The 26,262-nt window shown below is 49.3% G+C and carries 11 protein-coding genes, 1 tRNA gene and 3 pseudogenes; 6 read left to right on the top strand and 9 right to left on the bottom strand.

What is annotated here, in order from left to right; translation table 11 throughout:
- The first annotated feature begins 216 nt into the window (after positions 1-216).
- Both GRPL_RS23585 and GRPL_RS23590 read left to right on the top strand, forming a co-directional pair.
- A tRNA-Leu gene (locus GRPL_RS23585) sits at positions 217-301 on the top strand.
- A 164-nt stretch (positions 302-465) separates the two neighbouring features.
- Entirely contained in the window at positions 466-1,740 is a 1,275-nt protein-coding gene (locus GRPL_RS23590; protein ID WP_032698282.1) for a tyrosine-type recombinase/integrase, read from the top strand.
- A 46-nt stretch (positions 1,741-1,786) separates the two neighbouring features.
- Here GRPL_RS23590 and GRPL_RS23595 read toward each other — a convergent pair whose 3' ends face one another.
- From GRPL_RS23595 to GRPL_RS28185, 3 genes and pseudogenes are all read right to left on the bottom strand, one after another.
- On the bottom strand, positions 1,787-3,406 hold the full coding sequence (locus GRPL_RS23595) for a hypothetical protein (protein ID WP_032698281.1): 1,620 nt from the start codon (positions 3,404-3,406) through the stop codon (positions 1,787-1,789).
- Positions 3,407-4,158: 752 nt separating this feature from the next.
- On the bottom strand, positions 4,159-4,746 hold the full coding sequence (locus GRPL_RS23600) for a phage polarity suppression protein (RefSeq protein ID WP_032698291.1): 588 nt from the start codon (positions 4,744-4,746) through the stop codon (positions 4,159-4,161).
- Positions 4,742-4,842 (bottom strand): annotated as a pseudogene (locus tag GRPL_RS28185) (hypothetical protein); the annotation flags it as partial. The gene GRPL_RS23600 and the pseudogene GRPL_RS28185, both read right to left, overlap by 5 nt.
- On the opposite strand from GRPL_RS28185, the pseudogene GRPL_RS28095 reads away from it, so the two are divergent.
- From GRPL_RS28095 to GRPL_RS23610, 4 genes and pseudogenes are all read left to right on the top strand, one after another.
- Positions 4,832-6,118 (top strand): annotated as a pseudogene (locus tag GRPL_RS28095) (DNA primase family protein); the annotation flags it as partial. The pseudogenes GRPL_RS28185 and GRPL_RS28095 sit on opposite strands and share 11 nt — an antisense overlap.
- Positions 6,094-6,606 (top strand): annotated as a pseudogene (locus tag GRPL_RS26420) (tyrosine-type recombinase/integrase); the annotation flags it as partial. The pseudogenes GRPL_RS28095 and GRPL_RS26420, both read left to right, overlap by 25 nt.
- 386 nt (positions 6,607-6,992) lie before the next feature.
- Positions 6,993-10,292 (top strand): STY4851/ECs_5259 family protein, encoded by a 3,300-nt coding sequence (locus GRPL_RS23605; RefSeq protein ID WP_032698280.1) that lies wholly within the window; start codon positions 6,993-6,995, stop codon positions 10,290-10,292.
- A gap of 12 nt (positions 10,293-10,304) precedes the next feature.
- Positions 10,305-16,625, top strand: a complete 6,321-nt coding sequence (locus GRPL_RS23610; protein WP_032698279.1) for a DEAD/DEAH box helicase — start codon at positions 10,305-10,307, stop codon at positions 16,623-16,625.
- A gap of 40 nt (positions 16,626-16,665) precedes the next feature.
- On the opposite strand, the gene symE is transcribed toward GRPL_RS23610, so the two are convergent.
- The 6 genes from symE to GRPL_RS23640 all read right to left on the bottom strand — a co-directional run bounded on the left by symE (position 16,666) and on the right by GRPL_RS23640 (position 25,535).
- Positions 16,666-17,004, bottom strand: coding sequence for an endoribonuclease SymE (gene symE, locus GRPL_RS23615; protein ID WP_032698278.1), 339 nt, complete (start codon positions 17,002-17,004; stop codon positions 16,666-16,668).
- A 225-nt stretch (positions 17,005-17,229) separates the two neighbouring features.
- Positions 17,230-18,603 carry a restriction endonuclease subunit S gene (locus tag GRPL_RS23620; RefSeq protein ID WP_032698277.1) on the bottom strand — a complete coding sequence of 458 codons (1,374 nt, stop codon included), beginning with the start codon at positions 18,601-18,603 and terminating at the stop codon, positions 17,230-17,232.
- Entirely contained in the window at positions 18,600-20,189 is a 1,590-nt protein-coding gene (locus GRPL_RS23625) for a type I restriction-modification system subunit M (RefSeq protein WP_032698276.1), read from the bottom strand. The genes GRPL_RS23620 and GRPL_RS23625 overlap by 4 nt, the downstream gene beginning before the upstream one ends.
- A gap of 71 nt (positions 20,190-20,260) precedes the next feature.
- The gene (gene hsdR, locus GRPL_RS23630; protein ID WP_032698275.1) at positions 20,261-23,770 is read right to left on the bottom strand and encodes a type I restriction-modification system endonuclease; all 3,510 of its coding nucleotides are present in this window, start codon (positions 23,768-23,770) and stop codon (positions 20,261-20,263) included.
- Between the two features lie 201 nt (positions 23,771-23,971).
- On the bottom strand, positions 23,972-24,631 hold the full coding sequence (locus tag GRPL_RS23635) for a winged helix-turn-helix domain-containing protein (protein WP_032698274.1): 660 nt from the start codon (positions 24,629-24,631) through the stop codon (positions 23,972-23,974).
- A gap of 34 nt (positions 24,632-24,665) precedes the next feature.
- Entirely contained in the window at positions 24,666-25,535 is an 870-nt protein-coding gene (locus GRPL_RS23640) for a phosphorothioated DNA-binding restriction endonuclease (RefSeq protein WP_032698273.1), read from the bottom strand.
- Positions 25,536-26,262: the final 727 nt, after the last annotated feature.

Genomic DNA, 26,262 nt, shown 5'->3' with positions numbered 1-26,262 from the left:
GGTAATCGAAGAGGGAAGGGGAAGGGGAAGGGGAAGGGGAAGGGACGGTCGAGCGGGGGAAACTTGTCGGGCAGGAGAGAAGGAAAATGTGACGTGAGACGGTCCTGAGCAGGCCGGGCGCTGTTTTTTTCGACACTTAGCGCGGCGGAGACACGCTGCTGCTTGCATGGCGGCCATCGACAGGTATAATCCACAACGTTTCCGTATCCCTTCAGTGCCGAAGTGGCGAAATCGGTAGACGCAGTTGATTCAAAATCAACCGTAGAAATACGTGCCGGTTCGAGTCCGGCCTTCGGCACCATTAGTACTTCCAAGACCATCCGAGAAAGTCCAATTATCCCTTAAAAATCAATGCTTACAGTGATTTTTACGTCCTGAGTCGTCCGAGGTTGTCCATTGAAATCCGGATGTCATTGGGGGCATAATTGGGGGCATCTTAACTTCGATTAGAAATGTGCCCCCAAAATGAAGCTCAACGCCAGGCAGGTAGAGACCGCAAAGCCCAAAGACAAAACCTACAAAATGGCCGATGGCGGCGGTTTGTATCTCGAAGTTTCGGCTAAGGGGTCTAAATACTGGCGCATGAAATACAGACGCCCCTCTGACAAAAAAGAGGATCGCCTTGCTTTTGGTGTTTGGCCTACCGTGACGCTTGCTCAGGCAAGAGCCAAGCGCGACGAAGCTAAAAAGCTGTTAGTACAGGGCATTGACCCAAAAGCCGAACAGAAAGAAGCTCAGGCCGAGAATTCGGGTGCATATACTTTCGAAACCATTGCTCGCGAATGGCATGCCAGTAACAAGCGCTGGAGTGAAGACCATCGATCGCGCGTTCTTCGCTATCTTGAGCTTTATATCTTCCCTCATATCGGTTCATCCGACATTCGCCTGCTCAAAACCAGCCACTTGTTAGCCCCGATTAAAAAAGTTGATGCCAGCGGCAAACATGACGTCGCACAGCGTCTTCAGCAGCGTGTCACGGCTATTATGCGTTATGCCGTGCAGAACGATTACATCGACTCAAATCCAGCCAGTGATATGGCCGGTGCGCTATCGACAACTAAAGCGCGACATTACCCCGCTTTGCCCTCAAGCCGGTTCCCTGAGTTTCTTGCTCGGATTGCTGCTTATCGTGGCCGTGTAATGACGCGGATCGCGGTCGAGCTTTCCTTACTAACTTTTGTGCGCTCCAGTGAGTTACGTTTCGCGCGTTGGGATGAGTTCGACTTCGATAAATTTCTCTGGCGAGTACCTGCAAAACGAGAAGAAATTAAAGGCGTGCGTTACTCGTACCGTGGGATGAAGATGAAAGAGGAGCATATCGTTCCGCTTAGTCGGCAGGCTATGATTTTGCTATCCCAGTTAAAGCTGATTAGTGGTGATAAAGAGCTGCTTTTTCCGGGTGATCATGACGCAACTAAGGTTATGAGTGAAAACACAGTAAACAGCGCATTGCGTGCGATGGGATATGACACGAAAACCGAGGTCTGCGGGCATGGGTTCAGGACGATGGCGCGTGGTGCGCTCGGTGAGTCAGGGCTATGGAGCGATGGCGCGATAGAACGCCAGTTGAGTCACTCAGAACGTAACAATGTGCGTGCAGCTTATATACATACGTCTGAGCATTTAGATGAGCGAAGAGTGATGGTGCAATGGTGGGCTGATTTTATCGATGAAAATAGGATAAAGCTAATTACTCCTTTTGATTATGCTAAATATTGTAAAGAAACTGGATTGTACTGACAGTATTTAACACCCCCATCTAAGTCATTATGATGGGGGTGGATATTTAAACTGAACTTACTGGCAAATGCTCACCGCAATAACCAATGATTATTTTTTTTTCTTCTTGATCTACGTGAAAATAGACCCTTAAGGTTTGCTCAACATTTTGTGATACACCAATTTTTAAGTGTCTCTGCATTTCTATGCTTTGACCATTGTAATTAAATTTGCGAAGAGAAGATAATCTCCTGTTATTTGTGGTGGTTTCAGACTCTTTTGCAGAATAAGATTTACCAAAAACCTCTTTAGCCTTTGAATCGCCTGATGTTAAGAATGCATCTAGGTATTCATTTCCTAATCGCCATAATTTTAAAATTAAACCTCTTCCGTTTTTAAATCTTCCCATTTCCTTGGCGGATTTATAAGCGCTTTCTAATATGGTTACTCGCTCAGGTATGAAATCTGAAATTATCCTTAGGCATTGTTCAGGATATAAATCTAGGGCTAAGCAATTGACTAGTTCTTCTTTAGATATATTTTCATTTTGTAGACCACTTTTGCTATTACTAGTTAGTTGTTGAATCAATCCCTTAAGGTCATTTATTTTAAATTCTTTGCTATTTAGTTCTTGTTGTGCTGCATCAAGTTCCTCTAACGAACCAAAATATAAGGCCTCAAGCGCTAATACTTTTTTTTGATGTTCTTCATTTATGTTATCTATAACATTTGATTGTTCTTCAAGTTGAGTGAAAGCTTCCTCTGCAAGTTCTTTAAAATCATTACTTTCCTCTAATGCATTGAACTTTTCCTTAAGAGAAGCTTGATAGTCTTTTTGTCTTTTGGATCTTACGTCAACAGGCGAAAAGTGAGCTTTGTTTTTTATTGCATTAGTTTTGTGAGTTATTATTGATAATATATGATGGTTCAAATTAATTTTTGATTCTAATAGTGATTTAATATCATTGTTGAGTAAGAGATGAGTTGCGCAAGAGTTTTTCTTATAAGGTGGGAAAATTATATTAATTGCACCGCCCCATGCTGAATACTTTCTCCCTAGTGTTCTCTCCATCTCCCAACTATCTATTTCATCTTCTGTATATACAACTTGGGCTAAGCCAAGCAACTGCTCTTGTAGTTTCTTTGGATTTATGAGTGGCTTAGCTTCATGTTCATTGCTAACCAGAATTAATGGATAATTTCTTTCTAATCGATCTACTTCATATGAAAATGCAGTATAATCTTCTGTAGTGTCTGTGATTTTATTAGGTTTAATACCTACAGTATCATAGTCTAGTTGGGAGTTTTTAAGTAAAAAAGAAACTAACTTTGGCCTTGTGGATGATGGAATGGTTGTGACTCGAGTGCTAACGTCCTGTGTCTCTAAGAGGATAGATAAAAATGTAGATGATTTATCTAAGCGTATTGAAATTTCTGTGCTCCAATATCTGCCGTGAACATGATCATCTTTGTGTGTGAGTAGTATTGAATATAGATAAGGTTCTTTCTTTGTTGCGGTGTAAACTCTTATTTTGAATTTTTCATGTTGATACTCACTATTACTTCTTAGTTCATCAACAGTAAAATGCTTGCCGGTGACACTTTTCAACCAACCAGCAACGGAATTAAATGCCTTATCAAAATGGTTGGCTCCAACTAAGTTGAAATTATTAACGTAAACTAACATTGACGATCTCCTTTTTGAGCCCTAAAAAGTTTTCTACAATTTCAATTTTTCGTTTATCAAACTATTTATCAAGCAGATCGAACCAGTTTGCAAGCTGTATTTGTTCTTTAGGGATTTTCTATTGCCCATCCTCAAAATTATAGAGATAAATCTGCTATCAAAATTTCCTCCACACTTTAGAAATGTTTCACATAAATATGTACTTAAATATGAAAGAAACTTTAATTGATACTATACGCGCAGTGCTTTTCCCACCTCGCCGTCTGCTTTGTGGGGCGGTTTTCATGCAGGTGTATGGCGAGGCGCTCAGGCTTCCACAGGCAAGAATACGTCAGGGATATAGCAGACTCAGAAGCGATACAATGAACCCCGAAATGACTGATTTCCGCCGTCCCCGGGTGGTTTTTTCTTACCCCTCACCTGACCGCCTCAGAGGCTCACCACGCCCCCGAACAGCACAGCACCACCCACCGACACTCCCGTGAACCCGCGCAGCGCAGCGACGCGCTCAGGCCGCCAAATTAAATATCATTAAATAAATACTTTACCGCTGGCGCGCAGTGCTTTCCCCGCCTCGCCTGCACGCTTCGTGGGTCGGTTTTCATGCGGGTGCATCGGGGGGCTCAGGCCGCGCCGGGACAGGGCTGCGAAGGGAGTGACGGGACGGGAAAGCGCATGCAAAACCATGCACCCTGTGGATGCATGGCTTAATTCGGGAAAAATAGCGGTATTTTCGGGGATTTTTTGCGGAGCTACTTACTTGCCAGCTCCGCGCGCCGGCGGGCATAAATCAGGCTCTGTGCGGGGGTGTATTTTTCCTGATTATCCACCCGCGAAGCCGCGTCAGGCCTGAACCCGATGGCCGTTAAAATATCGCTGTCTTCTGCGGCATAATTAATTTCTTCACCGGTACTCAGCCACACGGACAGCGCTTCCCACAGGTAATGCGCCGAACGGTCAAGCGCATGGCCGGTCAGGAGTGCGGGCTGCTGGCTGAGTCCCATCAGCTCTGGGGCAAGCGTGACCTCCAGTTCAGCACCGTGCGCCAGCATAAAGTCATTCAGCCGGTTGCGGATACTGATGCGCTGTACCGCTTCATGGGAGCGGATATAGCGCCCAGCGGCCTGATTTATCTCCCATTTTTTGACATCGATAATGTCGCGCAGTACCTGCAATCTTGCCGGGATACGGTCATCCCCGGCCAGCACCTGTTCCCGGTATTTCTGCTCTGCGGCCGCCGGTTCGGCTCTACGGTTCAGCCTGGCGGTTTTGTTATTCTGACAGGCCTCAAAGGCCTGCTGTAGCGTAAGGGGGGCATGGTCAGTTTTCCCCTGATTAATGGCGGTATGGCGAGCTGTAGCAGCCCTGCACTTTACGGGGGGCCAGGGGGGAACCGGCTCCGCGACAGGCGGCGTTTTCTCTGCCGGGGGCTGGATGGCCGTGGACGCCAACGGCCAGCTTCTGTCCCGCTATGAAAACGGCATCTGGAAGGTGATACCGCCCTCCGATTTTGCCCGCGACGTAGCCGGGCTGTTCCAGCGTCTTCGCGCCCCGTTCTCATCGGGGAGAATTGCTTCGGTGGTGGAGACCCTGAAACTGATAATTCCGCAGCAGGATACTCCGGCACGCCGTCTGATTGGTTTTCGCAACGGGGTACTCGACACACCCAAAGCGGGATATTCAGCCCGCACAGCAAATCGTCTTGGCTGCGCACCCTGTATGACGTGGATTTCACCCCGCCGGTGGAGGGTGAAACGCTGGAGACCCGTGTGCCGAACTTCTGGTGCTGGCTCGACCGGGCGGCCAGTGGCAACCCGACAAAACGCGACGTGATTCTGGCCGCGCTGTTTATGGTGCTGGCGAACCGCTATGACTGGCCGCTCTTTCTCGAAGTCACCGGCCCCGGCGGCAGCGGGAAAAGTATTCTGTCTGAAATCGCCACGATGCTGGCCGGAGAGGATAACGCCACGTCGGCGGACATCAACACGCTGGAAGACCCCCGTAAACGTGCCTCCCTCCTCCCTGATTGGCTTCTCGCTGATACGTCTGCCTTACCAGGAGAAATGGAGCGGTGACGGTGCCGGACTCAAGGCCATCACCGGCGGCGACGCAGTCTCCGTGTACCCGAAATACCAGAACCCGTACTCGACGCATATTCCGGCGGTGATTCTGGCCGTGAACAATAACCCGATGTGCTTCACCGACCGCAGCGGCGGTGTGTCACGTCGCCGGGTGATTATCCACTTCCCGGAGCAGATAGCCCCGGAGGAGCGCGACCCGCAGTTGAGGGATAAAATCGCCCGTGAGCTGGCTGTCATTGTGCGCCAGTTAATGCAGCAGTTCAGCGACCCGATGAGCGCCCGCGCCCTGCTCCAGTCGCAGTAGAACTCCGATGAGGTTCTGAGCATCAAGCGCGATGCTGACCCGACGCTTGATTTTGGTGGCTATCTGGAGGCACTGCCGGAGCCTGAAGGTATGTATATAGGTAATGCCAACATCATACCGCGTCAGCCGCGCCTGTATCTGTATCATTCCTATCTGGCATATATGGAAGCCCACGGCTACAAAAATACCCTGAGTCTCAGCATATTCGGTAAGGGGTTGCCGCTATGCTAAAAGAGTACGGGCTAAGTTATGAGAAGCGTCGAAAAAAATCAGGGCACACAGACCAATCTCACACTAAGAGAGGAAAGCGGAACATTGCAGAACTGAAGACGCGGGATCTGCTTGTCCCCATCAGAGCGGTGGAGTAATCCGGGCATCTTGAAGTCGCCGCCCGTTTACAGCAGCGTACCACTGCGGTTATGCGCTTTGCCGTTCAGAATGGGTTAATCGACTATAACCCTGCTCAAGAGATCGCTGGTGAGGTTGCTACGGCGAAAAGACAGCATCGTACTGCGCTAGAACTTAACCGCATTCCTGAATTACTTCACCGCATTGATCACTATTCTGGCAGACCGTTAACTCGACTGGCGGTTGAACTCACTTTATTGATTTTCATCCGTTCAAGCGAGCTGCGTTTTGCCCGCTGATCAGAAGTTGATTTTGAAACGGCCATGTGGACGATTCCTGGTGAGCGTGAACTGTTGGAAGGTGTTAAGCATTCTCAACGTAGTTCGAAGATGCGGACTCCTCATCTTGTTCCTTTGTCGTGGCAGGCTCTAGGTATTTTGGAAAAGATCAAAGGTATGAATGGGAATTGAGAGTTGATCTTCGCACCAAAAGATACAATCATGTCGCTCAAGAGTGAATCTTTTGTGTGTTTTCCATTAAAACAACTTACTAGTTCCCTGTTTATCGATTTTCTGCACTCTCTGGGTCTATTCATTGCTATAGTTGTATGTGATATTTACATTTTCAATTATAGATAAAGCTTAACATCTTATTAGTATATTTTTCTATTAAATCAAATGATTGGAATAATTTTTCAGGTCAACACTATCTCTCTTTTATTAAGGCACCTACTTAAATTTGGAGGTGGTGCCCATGCAGAAAAGATGTATGCTGATCCGTTTTGATTTTTATTTCACTATATAAAAAATCTTCCTGTCATATTCATTCACTATGAAAATAAAAGGAGCATACTTTGAGTCATACAGAACATATATCAATACTTAAATGTACTCCGTGGTTAGTCAAATTTCTAAATCGTAGAAGTTTAAGAAGGCCTGATAATCGCCCTCTTTATGAGTACCATGCAACGAGTGATGAATATGGCGAGTTGAAGCGGTTGTTGAGGGCGATAGGATTACCCGATGGTTACAAAAGTGATAAAGGGTACGCAGCCTGCTTCACATTGTTCTGCTCAGAGTGGTATCGAAGAGATTATGAAAGGGAATGTGGATGGGCATGGGAGCCAATTTATAAAACGATAGGCGTATCAGCATCTTCCTCGGAAATGGGGAAAATAATTCCTAAAGGCCTGGATGGGTACTGGGGGCGCCCCGTGCGATTCTATGATACAGAAAGGCGGAATTTTTTAGGGTCCTTATTCAGTGAAGGCGGTCTACCTTTCAGATTGTTGAAGGAGTCTAATAGCCGTTTTCAGTCGATGTTCTCTCTCATTCTCAATCAATACGCTCAGGCCCAATCTGCTAACATTTCCACGTTTGCGTTAGTTCATGCAGCGGTAGAAAAATCATTTCTGCCAGTCGTTTTTAAAGAGGATACTTCAGTCGAGCTTATTAGTCGTATGGCTGAACAGTTAGTTTCGCTTGTTCAAATATATGATCTGAGTAACCATACAGAACCCGTAAAAGAACTTGACCGTGTTCATCCGAAGTGGCGGGACAGTTTCCCTGTTCCTCTCGATGACGATACAGGGACCAGTTTCCTTAATGGACTTTTACGAACAGCTTCTACTGAATCCAAACCTCGCCTTCAAAAAAATAGAACAACCCTATGCCAGTTCTTATGGTCAGAAAATCATCCTGAGGCTTTACAGTCGCTCATTTCTCTTCCGGAAGAGCTGAGTTTTTCGATTGACAGCGAACCTTCTACAACACGTTTCGAGCTTGCCATCTATGAAGATGGTAACGAAATTGCGAGCCTGGGGCCTGCCTATGCAACGCTGAGTAATTCACAGGCGAAAATGAGAGTTCGTAAGCGTGAAATTAAGTTTTTTCGAAAAAATCCCGCTGCCAGCTTGTTTATTGTGGCGAGAGCCGGAGGGATGCTTGTCGGAACCAGGTTGTTGGAAGGAAGTGAGGTTGCCGTTGGCGACGTGCCATTAGTTTTTGTTTTTGATAAAAGTGAATGGTTGCTACAAGGGCAAGCATCTTGCAGTGTACGTGGCAGCCATGTGCTCATTGTATTGCCAAAGGATGGTTGTCTGGTCTCAGAGCTCGAGGATTGTGAAACCGATTTTTCGGCTTTGGGATGCCGCGCTCTGATTGTCAAAGGGCGCCTGGATATCCTGATTGAAGGCGGTGAAACGTATCGGATAAAGACAGGAAGAGAGCAGATTATCCAGACAGGGTTCTCTTTCCAGGGGAAGCGGTTAAACTGGACAAGCTACCCGGATGAGCTCTTCCTTGGTGTTCCTGGAATTACTCATAATTCTGAGAATCTATTAACGCATCATTATAGACTTTTTTTCAACGGCACATTTATAGATAATTGTGATGTGCAAGAGAAAATGGGAGCTCAGTTTATTTCAGTACGTAACGAAAATAATGAAACTTTACTGCGTAAGAAAATAGGTGTTCTTCCCAATGATTTTTGTCTGGAAATAAAAAACGGACAACAAGCAAACGAAGGTTCTGTCATTATTACTACTAAGTATCCTTGTTTGTATAGTTTGAAAGAAAAAATACTGGAAGTTGGACGGGAGCGTTTGTCCGGCAGTACAGAAATATTGATGAAGGCGGAGGGGATTCCTCCAGCATCGATTTCATTACAAATAACGCCAAACCTCACTGCGAACCCGATTGTTATTTTGTTACCATTTCCAGCACGAGGCTGTCTTGCTTTCGATAAAGACGAGAAGCCACTGCCAAAAAATTTAACGATTAACGACCTTCTGGGAGCCAGAGCATACCTTTTCGGTAAGAATGGTGAGCCTACGCGATACCAACTTGAACTGCGTTTACGATCCCGTAGCGGAATGCAGGCATGGTATGAGTGGCGCTATAGTGCGGGAGAAAACCCGGTAGAGCTTACTTTATACAGCTTAAGGGAGCATATTGACAATTTACTTTCCCTGGAGGAAGGGATTGATCAAACAGTGGATATGCGTATTGAGGGCGGAGGTAGCTCCTTTACCTGGCAAATCAGGCGCTATAAATATAGTCTTGAATATGATCGGGAAATGCAGCTTCTTCTTGCTAATTCAGTGAGCAATCGTACGGGGCAGATCCCTTCACCCGTTATTATGTTACTCAGTGAGCCTGAAAGAAAAGCAGTATCGCTCGTATCGAGAACAAGCGAAGGCGTACCGGTTGGTGAATTCGAATTAAGTTCGACGATACAAAATAATGGCCCATGGCTGGTGTTGCCGAAACAAGGTGAAGAAGCCTCATTCCGGCCATGCTACATTGCAGGTGAACCGGTAATCCAAAGCGATACCACGGCAATACAATCCCTGCAAAAAGCAACGCAGCTATTTAATCCGCGGTCAGATGTAAATACCATCACGTTAGTTCTGGAACAAATGGCGAGCGACCCTGCACACTCGGGCTGGCAGTTCTTACGTAATTTATACAATCAGTTTGGATATTTACCACTGGCTACCTTTGAGGTATGGCGTGCCTTGGTTCAGCATCCACGGGCATTAGCAATGTCACTGTTTAAATTTGAGATGTCCATTGATTATCTCAGCCGTATCGAAAGCGAGTTTCCTGTTTTCTGGGAGTTTTTACCTATTACTGAGGTTAAACATGCCTCGATGCGTTTTCGAGCGTTTCTGACTCATAAAGGTGCTCCGGAGGAAATGCAGATAAAGTTACTGGGTCGAATGTTCCAGCAATTAGGGACTGTATTTCCAACCTATGCCAGCGAAGTGCAATTATGGTTAGACCAGGGAAAATTACCACCGACTTTTCCGGCACAAATGATAAAAGGCATCATTCATGACTGGCATCAGGAGCTCTTACGTGAACATGGTGAATCTCGTTGGCCAGAGTTTGGTGGATCGGGACTTTTTCGTTGGTATGCGTCGCAAAAGGATCCCATTATTGAGGTTTCGCCCGATACCAGTTATCGATATTCCGTCACTTTGCTCCCCATATTTGCTGCCGCTGTTGCATGCGGCAAAACAACATTTGACAGTGTTTTTGAAAATAAACCTGGTGCCGTATTTTTCTTAAGACAAGTCAGAGATTTTGACTCGCGATGGTTTAATGCCATTTTCCAGTATTGCTTATTGCGTAATGTGGCTAAGAAATAAAAAGGAATAAGAATGACTACACGCTATTTTTCTTCGCTGATTGAACAGTCGTTATCTCGTTCGACGGAAGCTACGCTGAGCATTATGGGCGTAACCAACCCGTATCTTCGCGAGCACCTTACGCAGCAGATGGCGGCTGAATGTGGAAAGGATGGAACATTTCTGGCTTCTCCCGTATTTGAACAAACATTTGGCTGGAAAGAGTCAAATTTCACGATGAGGGATCTTGCCACAAAGCAAACGTTACTGAGTAAGGAGGTTGTTGATTCTCTCGATAACGAAGAAAACGGACGCTATCGTTTTGGCTCAACCTGGAAACCTTTCACACATCAGTTAGCCAGCTGGCAGGCATTACTGGATAAAAAACATTCGGTGGTTGTGACCAGCGGCACGGGATCGGGTAAAACAGAGTGTTTTATGGTTCCGGTGCTTGAGGATCTTTATCGTGAACTACGGGACAACGGGAAAAACCCACTTATAGGCGTTAGAGCCCTTTTCCTTTATCCCCTGAATGCCCTGATCAATTCACAGCGTGAACGTTTAGATGCCTGGACCCAAGGTTTTGGAACCGGGATTCGGTACTGTCTGTATAACGGTAATACTGAAGAGCTGCATGCCTCAGTAAAAAGTGAGCAGACAAACCGGCCAAACGAAGTGCTTTCGCGTGAGAAAATGCGTGAGGAACCTGCGCCTATTCTGGTCACAAACGGTACCATGCTGGAATACATGATGGTGCGTCAGGTTGATGCACCTATCATTCAGAAATCAAAAGCGGAAAAATCATTACGCTGGATCGTTCTGGACGAAGCCCATACCTACGTAGGATCTCAGGCTGCTGAACTGGCTTTACAACTCCGTCGTGTCATGACGGCGTTTGGCGTTACGCCTGATGATGTTCGCTTTGTTGCAACATCGGCGACTATTGCTGGAAGTGATGCTGAAAAACAGCTGAAAAAATTCTTGTCTGAGTTGTCCGGTGTGCCACAGGAACGTATTGATGTTCTGGGAGGTAGCCGTGTCATTCCTGACCTGGCGCCGTGCCAGCATCTTTCTCTATCCCTGGATGAGCTTGAGCATATCCCTGATTCTGATGGGGAGGGTATTAGCCTTGAGCGCTACACCGCGCTCACCCACTCTCCGCAAGCGCGTCATCTCCGCGAAATGCTTGTGAGTCAACCCAGACCGATGACTCTTGATACGCTCACCCGGCGATTGAATGAGCTAACAAAACATCAATACACTCAGCAGGATATTTTGCGCTGGCTCGATCTCTGTACCGGTACGCTTCCCAATGCGCAGGAACCGGCATTTCTGAAAGTCAGAGCGCATATTTTCCAGCGTAATACCCAAGGGATATGGGCCTGCGTAGATAAACATTGCTCAGCTAAACACAATACTGCGCTTGAGAAGGGGTGGCCTTTTGGCAATGTATATGTGAATCAGCGGCAAAACTGCGAGTGTGGCAGCCCTGTTTATGAACTCGCGTTCTGCAATGAGTGTAATGAACCGCATTTACTTGCCCGTGACAAAAAAGGAAAGCTTGTACAGTGGGACAATAAAGGCGGGGATGAGTTTTCGCTGCAGGATGAAGCACCTGACGATTTTGACTCTTCGAGTGAAAAAGTTCAAAAAGAACAGGTATTCCAGCCACCCCATATTATTGCCGCGGAATGTAATACCGAAATGGGCTATATCGTGCAGCGCCTCGATCGTCAAACTCGAAGTATTGGCGTAGTCAACCCGGATAGTATTCCGTTGGCGATGAATGATATTGAGCAGGTTTGTAGCGCCAGCAACTGCGGTTATAGAGGGGGGAAAGGTAAACAACCCTTCCGGCGGGCACTGTTAGGCGGGCCTTTTTATGTGACGAATATCGTGCCTACCGTGCTGGAATATTGTCAGGACTTTATCAGTGATGAAGGCAAAGAGGGGGTTGGCCCGCTTTCTTTGCCTGGACGAGGGCGGCGACTGATTACCTTCACTGATAGTCGTCAGGGAACGGCACGGATGGCGGTGCGGATGCAGCAGGAAGCGGAGCGCAGCCGTTTGCGCGGTAGCGTGGTGGATATTCTTGGATGGCACCAACGTAAACAGTCAACACATGCACCAAATGCCCAGGCCGACGTAACGAAGCTGACTGAGATGGCAGCACAGGCACGTGAAGAAGCGAAAAATCTTCATGATTGGGGGATGCCGGAAGAAGCGATCCGTCGTGAAGAACAAGCTGAGCGCTTAGAGCACGCTATCCAGGTCGCCACTGGCGGAAAAGTCGATACGGTTTTGATTTCTCTTTCCTGGTCCGAAATGGTCAAGGAATTGAAAGATAAGGCGGATATCAAAGGTCCTATCTTGCAGTATAACCACTATCTCAAGCCTGAAATCTTCACTGAAAATGGTGGCCCTTTAAAACTCGCTGAAATGCTGCTTTTCCGTGAATTCATGCGGCGCCCGAAACGCACAAATAGCCTGGAGACACAAGGGCTGGTTCAGGTGGGTTATCAGGGGCTGGAGAAGGCGCATAGCATTCCTGCTAATTGGCAAGATAAAGGGTTAACTCTGGATGACTGGCGTGATTTTCTTAAGGTCACGCTGGATTTTTATGTCAGGGAAAGCAACTACACCCAGCTGGACGAAGATCTGAAAAACTGGATTGGTAGCCGTTTCTCTTCAAAATTTGTCCGTAATCCCGATTCGAAAGAGCCTGATGACAACCAGGTTAAACGCTGGCCGCAAATTCGTCACGGTAATGTCACGCAGCGTCTGGTCAAACTTTTGATCCTCGGCGCTAAATTCAGCAGCGTAAATACGGTCACAATAGATATCGTTAATGCGTGGCTAAAAGAGGCATGGCTTCAGTTGACGGGGTCATTAGCGGTATTGAAATCTGACGGCAACCGTTTTTATTTACCTAAAGAACATCTGACATTCTCTCTGGTTCAAAAAGCCTATATTTGCCCGGTAACTAATAAATTACTGGCGACGGCTTTCAGAGGTTTGACGCCTTATCTGCCAATGCATATTCAGTTTGAACGGCTGACCAGTACACAATATGACGCTTTTATCGCCCAGGCGGTGACGCTGCCTGAGATTTGGCAGCACGATCGTTCTCAGGATGATTATGTCGATGGGTTAATAAAAGTTCGTGACTGGCTGGGTCAGGACCCTCTGGTGGCACAATTACGTTCGCAAAACCTCTGGACGGACATTAACGATCGCGTCGTTGAAGGTGGATTTTACTACCGCACGGCAGAGCATTCCGCCCAGCAATCATCCGAACGTCTGCAAAGTTATGAACGTATGTTTAAAAACGGACAGCTTAACGTTCTCAACTGTTCAACCACTATGGAAATGGGCGTAGATATTGGCGGGATTTCTGCCGTGGTGATGAATAACGTTCCACCGCACCCCGCTAACTATTTACAGCGTGCCGGGCGTGCCGGGCGAAGCAAAGAGTCCCGCGCTATTTCTTACACGTTGTGCAAAGGCAACCCGCACGATCGGCAGGTTTTTGCTAACCCTCTCTGGCCTTTTGAAACGGTGATCCCTGCGCCGATGGTGGCAATGAATTCTGAGCGTCTGGTACAGCGCCATGTCAATTCTCTGCTGCTGTCAGATTATTTGTGCCATGTCATCGGTGAAACCGAAAAAGAACGCACCAGCCTTAATAGTCAGTGGTTCTTTGGTGAAGAGCTTGAACAGTCGGTGTGTAACCGTTTCAAAGCCTGGCTGGAGCGTCCGACGCTGAGTATTGACGCGGCTTTGGTTCGTTTGGTTAAAGGCACCGTGCTTCATGGCGTTGCGGCAGAAAAGCTGCGGGATAAAACGTGCGACGCGATTACGGCGCTGCAGAAACGCTGGCTGGGAATTTATCGCGATCTTGTTAAGCAGGAAAGTGAATCGCAGCCCAATACGCCGTATCGCAAACGTCTGGAGCTGGAGAAAAAACGGCACTGCGGCGAGTATCTGCTGCGCGATTTGGCGGCCAGAACCTTCCTGCCTGGATATGGCTTCCCAACGGATGTTGTCACTTTTGATAACTTCACTATGGAAGATTATATCCGCGAGAAAACGTACAAAGTCCGTGATAAGAGCGATCGTGAAGATAACGTCTCGCGTTATAAAGGCTTGCCTTCACGCAACCTTTCCGTGGCGATCCGTGAGTATGCGCCGGGCGCGGAGATTATCCTTGATGGCCGGGTCTTCCGCTCCGCTGGGGTGTCTCTGCACTGGCATAATCTTAATGCTGATACCAATGAAGCTCAGCGTCTGGATAGCGCCTGGCGTTGTCACAAATGCGGTACGTTAGGCTATGAGGAAGGTATTGGCGGTTCGGGAGACTTGTTCTGTACCAATGACGCGTGTGGTGAGCGCATCACGCCGGAAAACCGACGTCAGGTTTTACAACCTGCGGGTTTTGTGACGGATGCGCACGATCCGGTGACCAATAATATTGAGACCATGAAATTCATTCCGGTTGTGCCGGCCTGGGTATTTGTTAAGGCCGAGCGTGTACCGCTGCCGAACCCGTTGATGGGCTTTATGGCTTCCGGGGCGGACGGTAATGTGTTCCAGCAAAGTATGGGGGAAGGCGGTCACGGCTATGCGCTGTGCCTGAGCTGCGGTCGTGCGGAGTCGATGCTCAACCTCACGGATGCGCCGAAATCCATGGAAGCACACTATCCGCCTCGTCCTGGAAAGGCCGACCGGGATAGCCAGAATCAGCGGATTATCTGCCCGGGTTCAACGGCGCTGAATAAAAATGTCACGCTGGGGGCGCTGGCGCGGACGGATGTCTTAGAGCTGATTGTACGCCGCCCGCAGGACGGAGAGTATATAGCTGATAACACGGAAGAAGGTCGCATTGTTGCAATGACGCTGGCCGTGGCGCTGCGGCGCTCGCTGGCTAGCGTGCTGGGTGTTTCCGCAGCGGAGCTGGGCTACGCGGTGCGCCCGGTCAGGCTGGAGAACGAGCAATCCGTTCTGGCGGTACAGCTGTACGATATTATCAGCGGCGGTGCGGGCTTTGCTTCCAGCGCGCCATTGCATATTGAGGCCGTGCTGAAGGGAATGGTGAAGCAGCTGGGCTGCCACCACTGTGATACCGCCTGTAGCGAGTGCCTGCTCGACTCACAGACCCGCCACGATCACGATCTGCTGGATCGTAAAGCGGCGCTGGCCTGGCTGGGGGCGGATTTCAGCCACTATATTGGTTTGCCGGATGAGGAGAAATTCTCACTGGCTGATGCGCAATATTGCCCTGGGAGCATTGAAGATGCTCTGCGGCGGGCCATCAACGATGGTGGTCGAAAGCTCACGCTGTGGATGAGTGGGCCGTTGAATGAGTGGGATCTGTATGCCCGTCAGTTCCGCACCGCGATCCAGAACTACCGGCTAAAAGATGATGTTGAGGTGGTGCTGGTTATCCCGCGAAACATTGACGATCCGGAGATCCTTCTGGAACTCGCGCAGTTTACGGCGATAGGCGTGCAGCTGTGCCAGTCTGAGCTGGATAAGGATACGCCGCTCGTTGCGCAGGTGACGTTTGACGATCGCCTGATGACGTTAATTTCTCGCAGCCATGAAGCAACCATCCCCGGGCCGAACTGGCATCTGAATAGCCAGATGGTTATTCGCAGCCATTTGCAGGCGCCGATAGCGCTTTATAAAACAGAGTTGCCATCCGAGGATGCGGGCAGCAAAGGCCTGGTTAACGATATTGAAATCCATAAGCAGCTTAACGGCCCGGTTTCTCAGTTTGGCCAGCGCTTCTGGAACCTGCTGACCGAGTCTCAGGATGATATTCAGCGCCTGCTGACGGAATGCCGGGTGACGCGTGTCCACTACAGCGATCGCTATCTGCAAAACCCCGTAGCGCTGGCGTTGTTAGGCGGGTTATTGAAGACGTTGAAACCGATGCTGACACAAGAGGCGGAAGTGACGATTGATACGCTGTTCAGGAGTAAAGAGCGACCGGGGAACAAACCGTTCCATGACTGGATGAGTGAAGCGGACTTCCAGGATTTTGCCGACCAGTGGTTTGCGGCATCCATGGGACGAGCCGTGGAGATTCAGGCGTTCAACTCTGGCCGCGACATTCCGCACCACCGTAAGCTGATGGTAAGTTTTGATAATGGCCAGGCGCTGAAAATCCGCTTTGATCAGGGGATGGGATACTGGCGTATTAACTTTGCGCGAGCCTGGCGTGATTTTAACTTTAATGATGACGTCTCTTTCCAGCTTGGGAATATGGCGCAAGCCTGCGCAGAAGGCCTGGTAGTGAACAGCGAGGAGAGCTGGGCAACCGATGTGCTGGTGCAGGTTATTGCTCCTTGATCAGGAACCGCTCCCGACTCACGGTCGGGAGCGGTTAGCGTCAGGCGGAACGTTTACCTGAAATCACGTCGATAAAGTCCTGCACCTGCCGCTGCTTACGGGCGGACAGCTTACCTACCCGATGAAAAGACTGAAGCAGCGTAGAGTCTTCCGGCTGCGGCGGCTTTGCCGTTAGCACAATACAGCCGTTCATGACCTTCACATCCACTTCGGTGCCGGTGGTAAAACCGGCGGCTTCCAGCCACTGGCCCTTCATGGTGAGCGCGGGAATGCGGGTGTAATCCGGATAACGACTCGCATAACTCACGGTAAGATGACGGTTATTTGTTGGGGAGACTTCTGGATCGCACGGATCTGAAATAGAATGGACGGTAGTCATGATGGCTATTCCTTGAAAATAGTGATTGTGATGAGCGATATGGCCGTGTTCCTGCACGGCCATATCGCGCTAAATACCTGTGTATATCATCAGTAAATAAAAGAAAAGTCCAGCTAAAAACTGAACGTAATAAGCGCGATTCGGAATAAATAAGATATATTTTTGCAGGTTATAAATGGGCGTGAATATATAAAAGCGCACGCTTTCGGTGCGCTGTTATAAGGATTATGCTTTTTTACGCGAGGCTTTTTTACCGCCGCTGGCGGCGCGTTCAGCCTTAATTTTTTCCAGCAGGGCGGCAGCGCTGTTTTCACCGCTGATCAGATCCGGGTTTTCAGCACGCCACTGGGCGGTAAGCTCGCCGCGGAAGGCCTTCGCCAGAATCGACTGGGTGAGGCTGTTGACGCGGGTTAAGGCGTTGTTGACCTGTTTTTCAATGGTGTCGGCGTAGGCGAAGAGTTGTTCGACGCGGCGGACGATTTCGTGTTGTTCGAGACGTGATGGACAAGGTATTATTGCTTCTCTGCACTGGGTTAACGATATGTTTATTTGACCAACTATACCTTTTGTATCATGCATAACATCTCTGACTAATTTTCCTTCGCATAATACATAGTAAAGAAATTTAGATGACAACTTTTCTTTGTCAACTCTGAAGAGAGTTATGGCTTGGTTCAAATTCCATTCAGGGTACTGATCTGTAAGTATGGCTATTTTTCCTAAAGGAGGGCCAACAATATTCATCAAAATATCATCAGGGAAAGCAATGGAACGCTTGGATTTCGAACGGTGAACTTCATCTGTTATAAATTGAGGCTTATAATCAAAATCTATTTTTTGATTAACAATATTATATACTTTTAGAAAAGGGATTTTTCCATTTTGTTCAAATGGATTACCTGTTGGTGTTGAACCACTTTGTACTTTAATACAAAGATCACTTGCTTTTTGGTTTGTCCAAGCATTAATAATATTATTCTCAACCCGCCAGTTTTTCGTTAAATCCCCTTTAATCGCCATCGTAAGTGTAGCCTGACGAAAATGTTTTAGGATTTGCGGGATTTGCTCAAGACGTGCTTTGGTGCTGTCTACCTGCGCCAGTAGCGTATCGAGTTTTTCGGTGATGATTTTTTGTTCGGCGGGCGGTGGCAGAGGAAACTCATAGGATTGAACATCACTAGACTTCGCCGCTGGGTACAATGCTCCCTGAACTAATCCTGAAATTGAGTCAATAAAATGACGTGAGCGAACCAGCGCAAAAATATAGCGACTTTCTACCAGAGTAGGCCGAATGACCTCGAAGCCGGTTGAGGCAATTTGTTCATCATATTTTTCGCTCACTAAAGCGACAGCATTTAAATTCGGTCTTGTTAGCGAAACAATGATGTCATGTGCTTTAATCTCTTTCCTTGCCCGACTTGGGGCATCTTTGCCAATAAGATATTGAGGGTTTTCAATTACCTTGAGTTCACGATTTATGCTACCGATATCAACATAGATGAATTGCTCGTTTTCATCAGGCACTCGTTGTGAACATTTAACCGAGATGTCTCCAATGGTTGTGTTTACCCACCCCTCCGGCAATTTCCCCCCACTCATGCCTTCACCTTACCAAACGCTTCTTCCAGCAACTGACGCTGCGCATCCGCTTCATCGCCCGCGCCCAGCTCGCGCATCAGCGCATCCAGCTCGCCCAGCGCCTGCACCAGCTCACCCATCGCCTCTGCCGCCAGCACATCCGGTTCCGGCAGGCTGTCGGCGTCAATGCTGTCCTTATCCTTCAGCCAGGAGATATCCAGCGAATCGGATTTTGCGCTGCGGATCCACTCGCGGGTGAACTTACGCCAGCGGCTGGTGGCCTGGTGCTGGTCGGTGTTCTTGTTCTCTTCGCTGTCGGCGACTTCGCTCTCTTCGGCGTTAAAGCTCCACTCGCCTTCGGTACGCGGGCTTAAGCCGTGCGGATCTTCACCGTAGACGGTTTCAAACGGCTGCAGATGCTGCTCGGTAAACGGCGTGCGCTTGCCGAAGCTCGGCATATTGGTACGCAGGTCATACACCCACACGTCGTCGGTGCAGTTTTTATCCTGATTCGGATTGGCGACCGTGCCTTTAGTAAAGAACAGCACGTTGGTTTTGACGCCCTGGGCGTAAAAGATGCCGGTCGGCAGACGCAGGATGGTGTGCAGGCGGCATTTATCCATCAGGTCGCGACGAATATCGGTGCCCTTGCCGCCTTCAAACAGCACGTTATCCGGCACGACTACCGCCGCGCGGCCGCCGGGGCGCAGGGTTTCAATAATATGCTGCATAAAGCACAGCTGTTTGTTGCTGGTCGGGTGCACGAAGGTGCGGGTAATGTTGGTGCCCGCGGCGCTGCCAAACGGCGGGTTGGTGGCGACGATATCGGCCTGCGGCAAACTCTCACCGGCGCTGCCCAGCGTGTTGCCCAGACGGATGGCGCCGCCGTGGTCGAGGTTGCCTTCAATATCGTGCAGCAGACAGTTCATCAGCGCCAGACGACGAGTGCCGGCCACCAGTTCGAGGCCGATAAACGCGCGGTGGATCTGGAAATCCTGGGTGTCGCCATCAAGGTCATCCAGATCGTTAGTCTGTGATTTCACGTAACGGTCGGCTTCAATCAAAAAGCCCGCCGTACCTGCAGCTGGGTCTTGCACCACTTCGCGCGGCTGCGGCTTCAGCAGATGGATAATGGTTTTGATCAGCGGACGCGGGGTGAAGTACTGGCCCGCGCCGGATTTGGTTTCATTGGCGTTCTTCTGCAGCAGCCCTTCGTACATATCGCCGAAGTCATCGCGGGACTTCCCGTGGTTGCCGTTGTACCAGTCCAGCGCGTCCATATAGCTGACCAGTTCAGTGAGCTGTTTGGGTTGCTCAATGGTGGTGCTGACATTATGGAACACCGCCTGCACCAGCTTTTTCTCATCAGCGCCTAACTGGACTAGCAGGTTACGATAGAACTGCATCTGATCCTGACCAATACGCGACTTCAGATCATCCCAGCGATAGCCTTCCGGCAGGTAGTCCGCTTCCTGGCCGGTCTCTTTGCACATTTTTAAAAACAGCAGCGAGGCGAGTTCATTGACGTAGTTTTGATAGGAGACGCCGCCGTCGCGCAGGTTGTCGCACAATTTCCATAACTTGGCGACCAGATCGTTATTGTTCATTGAAGATCCCATGTAAAACAGCGGCCCTTATCGGGGCCGCAGAAGAAGAAATTGCCGGGGATGATAACGCGTCAGGCGAGCTCATCCCAGATGTAATCGCTGAACTTATCCAGCACCTTGTCGAGGTTGTCATCAAAGGTGCGCTGTAACATCGACTTACCGCCGCGACGATGGAAATTACCGGTTTTGAACACGTCGTCGTCGAGCACCACTTTCTCTTTTAGCGCCTGCGCTAAACGGTTGAGCCAGCTTAGCTGCTCGCTGTTCCAGTCGTTCTCGCCTTTAATTTTTTCCAGCGCATGGTCGACGCGCTGGTCGAACGGTTTCAGCGCATCGCCCACCGCCGCACGGCGGATATGGCCAATCAGTCGGGCGGCGATGTCCTCGTTGCGTGTCTCTTTCCACGCCTTACGCAGAGACGACTCTTCAAAATGCTGACGGTCAAACCACTCCTGCAATTCCACCAGCCCTTTACGGGTAAGGTCGCGCGGGCGATTGATCACCGCCTGCAGCGCGGGCTGGGCGTTAGGGGCGTGCTGCACCAGCGCATCGAACGCTTCGAGGAAATCCTGCGGCGTGTCGTAATCGCCGTACAGCGATTTGACGCTCACCACCTCATCGTCAATATCGAGGAAGATAGGCGCATCTCGCAGGGCGTTGATATCGGTTTTCAGCCTTTCGAGGCGGGCGATAAAGCCGGGGAGCTTATTGAAAATCTCAGCGCTCCAGTGCGGCCCTTTTTCCCGCAGACGCGAAGCCAGGCCGCCGAAGTTGACGCCCGCGGCATCCAGGCACAGTTCGTCCAGACGGCGGACCTGCTTATCCACCGCTTCGCTGCGGTCGCGGTTAAAGGTGGCGAGGCCGATAATGCGCTGCAGCTTGGCGACCAGCTGTTCATGGCTGTGTTCGGCAAAGCTACGGCCATCCGCTTCAATGGTTTTGTAGGTTTCTGAATCGGTAATTTCGTTGACCAGCGTTTGCAGTTCCACCTGCGGACGCACAACCACCGGGCGCATGGTATCGACGCTTTCCAGCGAGCTGTAGATATCGACGCAGTCGAAAATCTTAAAGCTGGTTTTCCCCACCGACGGGCACAGACGCGTGGCGCGGCCTTTCATCTGCTCGTAGAGAATGCGGCTTTTGACTTTGCGCAGGAACACGATATTACAGATAGACGGAATATCGACGCCGGTGGTCAGCAGGTCGACGGTGACCACGATATTGGGCAGCCGCTCTTTGTTGAAGCGGACGATCATGCTTTGCACTTTCTTCGCGTCTTTATCGGCATCGCCGGTGATCTTGATGATCGCGTCGTGTTCAAGCTGCGGGTATTTTTTCTTGAACGCGGTACGCAGCTCGTCCACCACCATATCGGCATGGGCGTTGGTGACGCAGAACACCAGCGTTTTTTGCTGCCCGGTGGGATCCAGATATTTGGTCAGTTCGCCGCATACCGCGCGGTTAAACGCCGGGATCACCAGGCCACGGTTAAAATCAGCGACCTCAAAATCCTGATCGTCAGCCAGCGTGTCGTTGATCAGCTCGCCCTGCGGGTTCAGGCGTTCCACCTGTTCACCCTCGGAAAGATAGACCCCATCCTGCGCGTTGCGGGTGACGATCTGAATAGGCGGATCCTGGTCAATCAGGAAGCCGTCAATCACCGCTGTCCGGTAGGTGTAGCGGTAAACCGGTTCGCCGAAAATATCGACCGTGTGCAGGGCTGGCGTGGCGGTCAGGGCAATTTTTACCGCATCGAAGTGGTCGAGAATGCGACGGTAGGCGGAAACATAATCCAGCTGGCTGCGGAACTGCAGCTCGCCTTCGGTCTGCTCTTTGTCGAGAATGTAGCCGCGGTGCGCTTCATCAACGACGATACAGTCGTAGCGGCCGACCGGCATCGGTTCATCGGATTGCAGCGTGCGTTTGACCAGTGACTGAACGGTAGCGACATGGATTTTGGTGCTGTCTTCCGGGAATTTATCGGTCAAGCCTTTGATATCAAAAATGCTGTTAAAGGTGTCGCCGTTAATTCGTGTGTCTTCAAACGATCCCAGCGCCTGCTCGCCAAGCGAGCGACGGTCGACCAGGAACAGCACGCGTTTGAAACGCTGTGACTGGATCAGGCGGAACATTAAAGCAATGGCGGTACGGGTTTTACCAGTACCGGTCGCCATCGCCAGCAGAATTTCTTGCTGACCGTTCACGATAGCCTTTTCCACCGCGCGGACGGCATCTTCCTGGTAATAGCGCAGGCCGAGTTCGCTCATTCCGGGGTTTTCAGCAAACCACTGGTTTTGTTTCTGCGGATCGCTGCCCAGCATAGCCAGCAACTCTTCCGGGCGATGCCATTCCGGCAGCGCTTTCGACATGTTGGTGGTGTGGCGGACGTCGCGATACCAGATACCGCTTTTGGTCTTCATCGCCGCGCGGTATTCGCGCCCGTTGGTGGAGTAGCAGAAGGGGATTTTAAAGCGCTGTTTACCGCTGGTGTCCTGCCAGCTTACCTCATATTCCGGTACCGCTTCATGTACCTCATCGGGCGAGTAATGTTCCAGCAGCGTATCGCGCAGGAAGGCGTTATCGAAGTATTTACTGTAGCGATACGACTCGGTGAGCTTGCTGAAAACATCGGTGTTTTTGCGCTTGGCTTCAATCACGGCGATGGGTTTGAGGCCGATGAACAGAACGTAGTCGGCAAAGCCGGGATTACCCATTTCATCTTTACCGGTTGGCCATTCCGCAATCGCCTTGTTGACGCCCGCTTCCGGGCGCGCGCCTTTGGCGAAGCGCAGCGTTTTGCTGTCAGCCTGCCAGCCGGCTTTACGCAACTGGGCGTCAATCAGGAAGCGACTCTCCTCTTCGCTTAAGTTGAGCGTACGTTTGATCGCCTGGTCGGTGATCTCTTTGTGATAGGCCTTGCGTTCTTGTTCAGTCTGCTTCGCCAGCTCGGCATCTTTTGCTGCAAGCTGGGCCTCCAGTGCGGCCAGACGTGCTTTGGTCTGGGCTTCGGTTTCCTGCTGTTTGCTCTCAAGGATGGCAATGTAGCCGTTGAGAGAGACGAGCCTTTGTTGCTGAGCTTCCAGCTCGGCCTGGCTTTGTACTTTTTCCTGTGCCTGCTGCTCAAGCTGCTGTTTTAGCGTGAGAACTTCGGCGTGGTAGCGATCCTCGCCGTGCTCAGGCATCACAAAAGTTGGCACCGGGAAATCGTAATCTTTGGTCACCAACCGGTAGTACCAAACGGCAAGACGGAATCCGAGGCGCAGACACATCTGGGCATCATCGAGATCGTTGTGGTATTCGTGAACGGCCTGATTGCCGATACGGCGCAGCTTATGGAAAACGGACAGAATGCTGTCGTCAATGAAGGCAATTTTACCCAGCTCACGCAGCAGGTCGTGTTGGTTTTCGCAGGGAGGAATATCCAGTAATAGCCCCAGGTGTTTGGCCGTCGCTTCGCCAAACATGCGCATTTTTACCAGTGTCGTATTCGGGTCATCGGGGTAGTTGTTTTCCGCCGCGCAGGCAATGGCGTAAGTGAAATCGTTTACGCCTTTCAGGAAATCGAAGTTGGATTTGTTCATGCACGTTCCGCGTTCAGGCCAGCCTTCGGAATGCTGACATATTAGGATAATCCGTTAATGGATGAGGCATCAGTGCATGCTACCTCTCTCCAGTTGTACATTCAATCGTCAGAATTTAATGTAACTCACTATTTTGTAAGTATGTTCTCAATTTCCTGTACCGATTTTGTTCGGTGTTTAACAGGCTGTCCTCACTCGTTCCTATTTTTGTGCCTTCTTCATTAAGACTTTCAATGCCTCAATAGTGAGTGAGGGTTTTTGTCTGTGGATCATTGCATGGCAATTGGGGCAGACAGGGCGAAGGTCTTTTACGGGATCCAGTTTGTAGCGCTCTCCAATATCAGAAAGCGGTGTAATATGGTGGACGTGAATATAGTCCTTCCCGGTTTCACCATACGTTTCCTCAAAATCCATATTGCACACGCTGCACTGACAGCCGTAGTGATCTATGCATTTGTCTCTCGCCGTTTTACTACGTTCGTATTTGTTAACTTTGATTTGCTTTACGGCACCTTCGTAAAAGGTTTCCGGAACATCATCTGGATAATCGATATTCAATCGGGTGGAAAGTGATTCTGCTTTTTTGATGCCATCTGGTGTGAGCTTCCAGATACCAAGGCCTGACTCTTTTGCATTGTGGAGGTACTTGTAGTCAACAAGCTTTTTCCTCGCCCATTGGACCATGTTGTTCCATTGAGGGCGATTAGTATCATCAGGGAGTAACATGTTCATTTCTTCGTTCGTAAGGCCGAACTCCTTGCCCAGCGGCTCATAACATGAGGAAGAACTTACCTTTCCCCCTCCATTGTAGATATATAAAAGTAGGGGGATTTCTATCTCTTTATAACTTGGAAAGGGCATATTTATCACCAATGATTAGTTAAATTTTCTATTGTTATGTTCTGAAAACTTCTCGCTTATGCCACTCAATAAAGCTGTCTCTCGGGTAGTTCTCTTTCCCCTGCGGTAGCCCAATCAGCTTCCCATCAAAATCCCAGAACAGTTTTCCGACTATACCGCCGCCGTTAACCGCGGAAGATATCTGTACTCGCATATGCTCATCCAGGCCAATCGAGCCTTTATCAAACGCTTTGTGGTGAATGGCGCATAGCGCCAGACCGTTGGGAATTTCACATGGGCCGCCGTGCTGCTTCCATTTGATATGCGCAGCCTCCAGCGCGACGGAGGTATTGTCATGACGCATATTAAAGCCGCAGATAGCGCATTCATAGTTATAGGCGCGTAGTACCTGTTGGCGGAAAAGCGGGTCGCGTTCTTTGCGGATTTGCTGGATATCAAATCCCATCTCGTCGGCGATCTCTTCCTGAATACTCTTCGGGAAATGGGCCTGCAGGATCTGATGCGCCAGGGTGTTAATCAACCTCTTATTCTTGCTCAGCAGTGCGAAGTGTTCTTCGTCAAAGCCGCCTGCAACGTGATAGGTCTCCAGTTCTTTAGAGGGAGGCTGCCTGCTGCCTTCAGTTGAGCATTGCTCAGCGTTGCGTAATTCCCAGAAGCCGTCGCCTTTTAGACGCCAGAAGGGCATATCGGGTCGGTATTGAGCTCGCTGTGGGCCAAAGCGTTCCAGTAAGCTATGTAGCTGATCGCGAACTTCTGAGGCGTAATCGAACATCCGTGAATGTCCGCGATGATACTGGGACAGTACGTGGAGTAGCAACAGCGGCTTATGCGGCGCGCGCTGTTCCCCTTTACGCCAGATAGTGATGTCGGCAATTGCTTGCTGTAGAGTTTTACTGGAAGGCATTGCATTACGTCATCTACAAAATAATTGCGATGATGCTCGCAAAACCGCACCTGATCAAGCTGATAGGTCCCGATTCTTTATGCAGATCTCTTTTAACTCATAAGGTAGTGATATGTACTCGAAAATCATCCACACTTTTTAAGTGTAGTTAAAACTACCCTCGATATAAAAGGTTGCCCAATATCCTCCCGCGGGAATACATCATTGAATCTATCCATGCTTATGACGCAGAGTTTGCAGAAAGCCTCTTCTATACACTGAAGGTGGAATGAATAGAAATTTGCCTGCAGGGAAATTATGTGGGCAGCGGAGTTAATTACTTTGAGCGCGATTACACTTGTTGGCAACTTCCCGGTGCCAGTGGTGGATTAAGTCCGGAACAATTTGAAAAACAGAACATCGCTTAGGGTTATGTCCACATTACGTGAGTAAGAGTATGCTCACCGGGTAGTAACCCAATCAATACTGCTGAAGTGCCCAGTTTAAACGGGCCTACAACAAACCAGGCTTAGCATTCCAATCCGAAGCCAGTTAACCGTTTATCCCGATAAATTTCACCGTTTACCATAACCCATATGCCGCCGCCAGGCTTTCACACCAACATAAAATAAGATCATTTTAAATAAAATCATATCCTTAATATGGATTGCCTACTAAGCAACTTGTATCTTAATCCACAGGTAATAAAAGGGTATTGAATGGTTTATGACTCTGCATGGAAAGTTTG

The sequence above is a fragment of the Klebsiella planticola ATCC 33531 genome, from assembly GCF_000735435.1.
GTDB lineage: Bacteria > Pseudomonadota > Gammaproteobacteria > Enterobacterales > Enterobacteriaceae > Klebsiella > Klebsiella planticola.
Note: the sequence above shows the minus strand (reverse complement) of the source record. Positions and strands in the feature narration are given on the sequence as shown.

Bases quoted from the DNA above. Each gene is read 5' to 3' on its own strand.
- GRPL_RS23610 (WP_032698279.1), top strand. From the start codon at position 10,305: ATGACTACACGCTATTTTTCTTCGCTGATTGAACAGTCGTTATCTCGT.
- hsdR (WP_032698275.1), bottom strand. From the start codon at position 23,770: ATGAACAAATCCAACTTCGATTTCCTGAAAGGCGTAAACGATTTCACT.
- symE (WP_032698278.1), bottom strand. From the start codon at position 17,004: ATGACTACCGTCCATTCTATTTCAGATCCGTGCGATCCAGAAGTCTCC.
- GRPL_RS23590 (WP_032698282.1), top strand. From the start codon at position 466: ATGAAGCTCAACGCCAGGCAGGTAGAGACCGCAAAGCCCAAAGACAAA.
- GRPL_RS23620 (WP_032698277.1), bottom strand. From the start codon at position 18,603: ATGAGTGGGGGGAAATTGCCGGAGGGGTGGGTAAACACAACCATTGGA.
- GRPL_RS23640 (WP_032698273.1), bottom strand. From the start codon at position 25,535: ATGCCTTCCAGTAAAACTCTACAGCAAGCAATTGCCGACATCACTATC.
- GRPL_RS23595 (WP_032698281.1), bottom strand. From the start codon at position 3,406: ATGTTAGTTTACGTTAATAATTTCAACTTAGTTGGAGCCAACCATTTT.
- GRPL_RS23625 (WP_032698276.1), bottom strand. From the start codon at position 20,189: ATGAACAATAACGATCTGGTCGCCAAGTTATGGAAATTGTGCGACAAC.
- GRPL_RS23635 (WP_032698274.1), bottom strand. From the start codon at position 24,631: ATGCCCTTTCCAAGTTATAAAGAGATAGAAATCCCCCTACTTTTATAT.